Here is a 4,414-nt window from a genome sequence, read left to right as displayed (position 1 = left end):
AGGACCCCACACCGTTCACCTGGACCAAGACCGCCGACGAGATCCTCGACTCCCTAGCGCGCTTCTGCCGACGGATCTCCGGCGCAGGACACTAGGACGCCTTCGGATGCGACCTCCGCGACGCCTTCACCGTCTTCGCCCCCAGCGGCCAGTTCGACAAACTCATCCGGACCGAGGCGATCATCGCCACGCGCCCCTGAGCAGCGCATCAATTCCGCTCGCCGCCCGGCAGGTGTCAGGACCTGCCGGGCGGTGGCGTGTGAGCGTTCGTGGCACGGCGCACCCGCAGGCGGCCGGCCAGACACAGGACTGCACCGAGCATGAGCCAGGTCACGAGAACGATGACGGAGCGGGTGGTGCCAGCGCCGTCGAAGAAAGCGGTGGAGCGCAGCAACTGGCCACCCGCCCCGGGCGGCAGCAGCTGACCGAGCATGCCGGACCAGCTGGGCAGCATCTCAGGTGCGGTCGACGTTCCTGACAGGGGATTGCCGACGAGCATCATGGCAACCGCGCCGAGGCCGATGCCGGCGAAGCCGAGCAGTGACTCCAGCCCGATGATGCTCAGGGACGTGGCCGCGATGGTCAGGGCGATCGCGCCGGCGTTGGCCGGGTAGGAGCCGTTCAGCGAGCCGAGCCAGAACTGCAGGATCGCTGCCACGGCCAAGCCGCCGGTGACCGCGAAGGTGAGGGATCCGGCGATCCTGCGGGCGGTGCCGCGGACGAGCCTGGTCAGCAGCAGTGCGGAGAGCAGGCCGCCGATGACCAGGGGCAGGGCTCCGGCGGCGAGGCCGGCACCGCGCGGATCGTCGGTCGGCAGCGTGACGAGGTCGCGGATGGGGACCGCGGTGCCGTTTCCGGGTGTCTGGCCCTGGCTGAGCGCGGTAGCGAGGCTCTGAAGGGTCTGGGCGATTGCTGCGCTGGCGGCCGAGGCGGTGATGACCTGCGGGGTGCCGGAGCTGACGTCGATTGCCCCGTACACCTTCCTGTCACGGATCAGCTGCTCGGCGGCTGCGGTGTCGGCGACTTTGGTGATCGCGAAGGCGCCCGGCCGCCGTTGGTCCAGGGCGGTGCTGATCTGTGTGACGGCGGTGGTCGGCCCGGCGACGGCGATCGGCACGTCGTGCACGTGCGACCGCACCGACGGCCAGGCGAAGGCGGTGAGCAGCACACTGATGATCGCCGTGAGCAGGACGACTGTCCTGGCCACCGTCGGCCAAGGTGACGGCAGTGTGTCGGCTGCGCGCGGGGTCGGAGTATCCATGCTTCCTCCTCGGGCAGTGCGTGTAGGTGCTTCACGTGGTGACGGGGACCGGGTGGGCGCGCTGCGCAATCCCCAGCGCGGTGCCTTGGCTCGGAGCGGGGCCTTCGGTGTTCATGGCGCCGGGCTGCCGTTGCCGACGGTAGGGAGCGGTGGCTACGGCCTGATGCTGGTACGGCTCCGAAGGCGGGTGGACAGTGTCTGACCCAGTGCGAGGGTGCTGAGGCCGAACATCAGGACGCCCAGGGGGACATGGAGCGAGGGCTCGAGCGCGATGCCCAGCACGACCTGTACCGACGCGAGGGCGAGGAAGCCGGTGGCGTACAGGATGGGACGGGGTGTGCCGCCGCCCGGCCGCCAGGCGAGGATCGCGGCGAGCACGTACAGCATGGACGCGCCGTACATCACGCGCGCTCCGGCGCTGTGCAGCGTCTGGCCGTAGGACGTGGACAGCAGCAGTCCGGCGGTGGCCGCCTGGAAGAAGATGGCCAGGGTCTGCAGGGCGACCGCGACCCGTATGAACGTCAGGCTGCGCTCTCCTGCCGTCGTCTGTGTGGCCATGGCGCGGTCTCCTGTTCTGCCTCTCGGTGACGGATGGGTGGCGTGGCGCTGGTCCGGCGTGTTCATCGCAGGGTGAGCGGGGTCTCGGATTCGACGCGGGTCAGCTTCTCGGGGTTGCGGACGTAGTAGACGCCCGTGATGCGGCCGTCCTCGACACGCATCGCCATGACACCGTCGAGCTCGCCGTCCAGGCGCACGACCAGTGCCGGGTTGCCGTTGACCACGGTGGGCTCGCAGGTGATCGTGGCTTCGACCTTGCTGGAGCCGCCGAGGTAGAAGCGGACCAGCTTGTCGGCGCCGATGATTGGGTGCAGCGCGGCTCGCTTCAGGCCGCCGCCGTCGCTCACGAGGACGACGTCAGGGGCGAGCACGTCCAGGAGGCCCTGCGGGTTCCGGGTTTCGAGAGCGCGCTGGAAGGACTCCACGGCCGCCCGCGCTTCGCTCGGGGAGACCGCTTGCCGTGGGCGGCGGGCGTCGACGTGCCGGCGGGCGCGATGGGCGATCTGGCGGACGGCGGCCGGGCTCTTGTCGACGGCCGCCGCGATCTCGTCGTAGGCGACGTCGAAGACCTCGCGCAGCACGAAGACGGCCCGCTCGGTCGGCGACAGCGTCTCCAGGACGAGCATCAGCGCCAGCGACACGCTCTCGGCGAGCTCGACGTCCTCGGCCACGTCCGGCGTGGTGAGCAGCGGCTCGGGCAGCCATTGGCCCACGTACGCCTCCCTGCGGCGCTTCAGGGTGCGCAGCCGGTTGAGGGCCTGACGGGTCGTGATCCGGACCAGGTAGGCACGCTGGTCGCTCACCTGGCCGAGGTCGACCTTGACCCACCGCAGCCAGGTCTCCTGGAGGACGTCCTCGGCGTCGGCCGCCGATCCGAGCATCTCGTAGGCGACGGTGAACAGCAGGTTGCGGTGGGCGACGAACGTGTCGGTCGCCCTGTCCGTGGCGTGGTCGGTCATCTCTCGTGATCTCTCCTCGGCGGCCGGCCTGGCTCCAAGCGGCGTTCGAACATGTGTCAACGGCATGGTCTTTGGCCCGCCGTGCCGCCGGTCGGCCGGGCCGGCCACGAATGCCTGGCTACGCTGCCCGTTCAGCGGCGGCCGCCGCCTTGCCGCGCCTGGCCCGCAGCAGCTGCGGCCGGTGCTTGTCGTCCTTGGGCCAGGTGTGCGAACCGGGCTTGCGTGCCTCTTCCACCAGGTGCTTCACGCTGAACGCGCAGGAGAGTTCCTTGAGCTTCGCGCCCGGTCGGCCGGTGACGTAGAGCCTCCTCGCGGTGTCGTCCTTGTGGGCGAGTTGGAAGACGGCGGCGCGACGACCCAGGCTGATGCACATGGCGGGGAACGACAGGTTGACGGGCGCAGGCCGCCCTCCCGCGATCCGGCTCAGCACCGTGTCGGCGGCGTGTGCGCCCAGGCAACCCGCGGTGTAGGCGCTCATCCGGAACGGCAGGTCCGACGGCGCTGCCGAGTCCCCGGCCGCGATGATGCGCTCGTCGTCCACGCTGGTCAGCGTTTCGTCCGTGAGCAGGCGCCCCGCGGCGTCGGTGGTCAGCCCGCTGCGCGTGGCCAGATCGGGCACGCCGAAGCCGGCGGTCCAGATGGTGACCTCGCTCGGCAGTTCGCGGCCGTCACCGAGGTGCACGGCGTCGCCGGTCACGGCCGTCACCTTGGTGCCGGGGCCGTCGAGTACGGTCAGCCCGATCCTGGCGAGCCGCTTGGCGGCCGTGCGTCGGGCCCGGGGGTGCAGGTACGGGCCGAGCACGCCTCCGCAGACCAGGGTCACCGGGCGGCCCTGCTCCGCGAGCTCGGCGGCGGTCTCGATGCCGGTCGGACCGCCCCCGACCACCGTTACCGTGGCCGTGGCGGGAGCGGCGTCGAGGATCGACCGCAGCCGCTGCGCCTTCTCCAGGGTGGCGATCGGGTGGGCGAACTCGGCTGCTCCGGGCACGTCCGGGTCGGCGCTGACGCTGCCGACCGCGTAGATCAGGTAGTCGTAGCCGACCGTGCCGACCGTCGCCAGCGTCACGCTGCGTTCGGCCGCGTCGATGCGGGTCGCGCTGTCGATCACCAGCCGGACGCCGTCGGCCAGGACGTCCCGGTAGTCGACGACCGCGTCGTGGGACCCGCCCACCAGTTGGTGCAGGCGCAGCCGCGGGACGAAGACCGGACGCGGGTTGACCAGCGTCACGGTCACGTCGTCGCGCTGCGTCAGCCGGTTCGCGGCCATCACGCCGGCGTACCCACCGCCGATCACGACCACGTCGGTACTCTCAGCCATGGTGTCTCCTCCGTCTCCAGGGGTTCGGCCTCAAGACACCGCGCGATCGACGACTGTGACAGCATGTGGCACAGATCACTCCACGGGTGCGGGCTCGGCGCGCGGAGCCCTCCACCTTCAGCCCGGAACGCGGTTGATCGGCTGGAGGACAGCCCTCCTCCCCGGCAGGACGGACACTGCTGGCGCGGCACCAGCCTGACGCACCTGCGCGCTTGGATGGTCACCAGTTGCGATGGCGTCCGGCCGTAGGCCTGAACGCGGTCGGCGTCGGGTCACCACTGGGCGATGAGCGGCGTGTCCGGTTCGTGCTGCCGCCAG

4 protein-coding genes are annotated in these 4,414 nt (G+C 70.9%); all 4 read right to left on the bottom strand.

What is annotated here, in order from left to right:
• Positions 1 to 235 precede the first annotated feature (235 nt).
• Positions 236 to 1,168 carry a hypothetical protein gene (locus ACGF0D_RS43930; protein WP_392926155.1) on the bottom strand — a complete coding sequence of 311 codons (933 nt, stop codon included), beginning with the start codon at positions 1,166 to 1,168 and terminating at the stop codon, positions 236 to 238.
• Between the two features lie 246 nt (positions 1,169 to 1,414).
• The gene (locus ACGF0D_RS43925) at positions 1,415 to 1,819 is read right to left on the bottom strand and encodes a hypothetical protein (RefSeq protein WP_392926153.1); all 405 of its coding nucleotides are present in this window, start codon (positions 1,817 to 1,819) and stop codon (positions 1,415 to 1,417) included.
• 62 nt (positions 1,820 to 1,881) lie between these two features.
• Complete coding sequence (locus ACGF0D_RS43920) at positions 1,882 to 2,778, bottom strand: RNA polymerase sigma-70 factor (protein WP_392926151.1); 897 nt, start codon at positions 2,776 to 2,778, stop codon at positions 1,882 to 1,884.
• A 118-nt stretch (positions 2,779 to 2,896) separates the two neighbouring features.
• Positions 2,897 to 4,096 carry an NAD(P)/FAD-dependent oxidoreductase gene (locus ACGF0D_RS43915; RefSeq protein WP_392926149.1) on the bottom strand — a complete coding sequence of 400 codons (1,200 nt, stop codon included), beginning with the start codon at positions 4,094 to 4,096 and terminating at the stop codon, positions 2,897 to 2,899.
• Positions 4,097 to 4,414 lie beyond the last annotated feature (318 nt).

This window comes from Kitasatospora sp. NPDC048298 (genome assembly GCF_043201465.1).
Lineage (GTDB): Bacteria > Actinomycetota > Actinomycetes > Streptomycetales > Streptomycetaceae > Kitasatospora.
Note: the sequence above shows the minus strand (reverse complement) of the source record. Positions and strands in the feature narration are given on the sequence as shown.

What these genes read in the sequence shown, in the direction of transcription:
- ACGF0D_RS43925 (WP_392926153.1), bottom strand. Translation starts at nt 1,819, where the DNA reads ATGGCCACACAGACGACGGCAGGAGAGCGCAGCCTGACGTTCATACGG.
- ACGF0D_RS43920 (WP_392926151.1), bottom strand. Translation starts at nt 2,778, where the DNA reads ATGACCGACCACGCCACGGACAGGGCGACCGACACGTTCGTCGCCCAC.
- ACGF0D_RS43915 (WP_392926149.1), bottom strand. Translation starts at nt 4,096, where the DNA reads ATGGCTGAGAGTACCGACGTGGTCGTGATCGGCGGTGGGTACGCCGGC.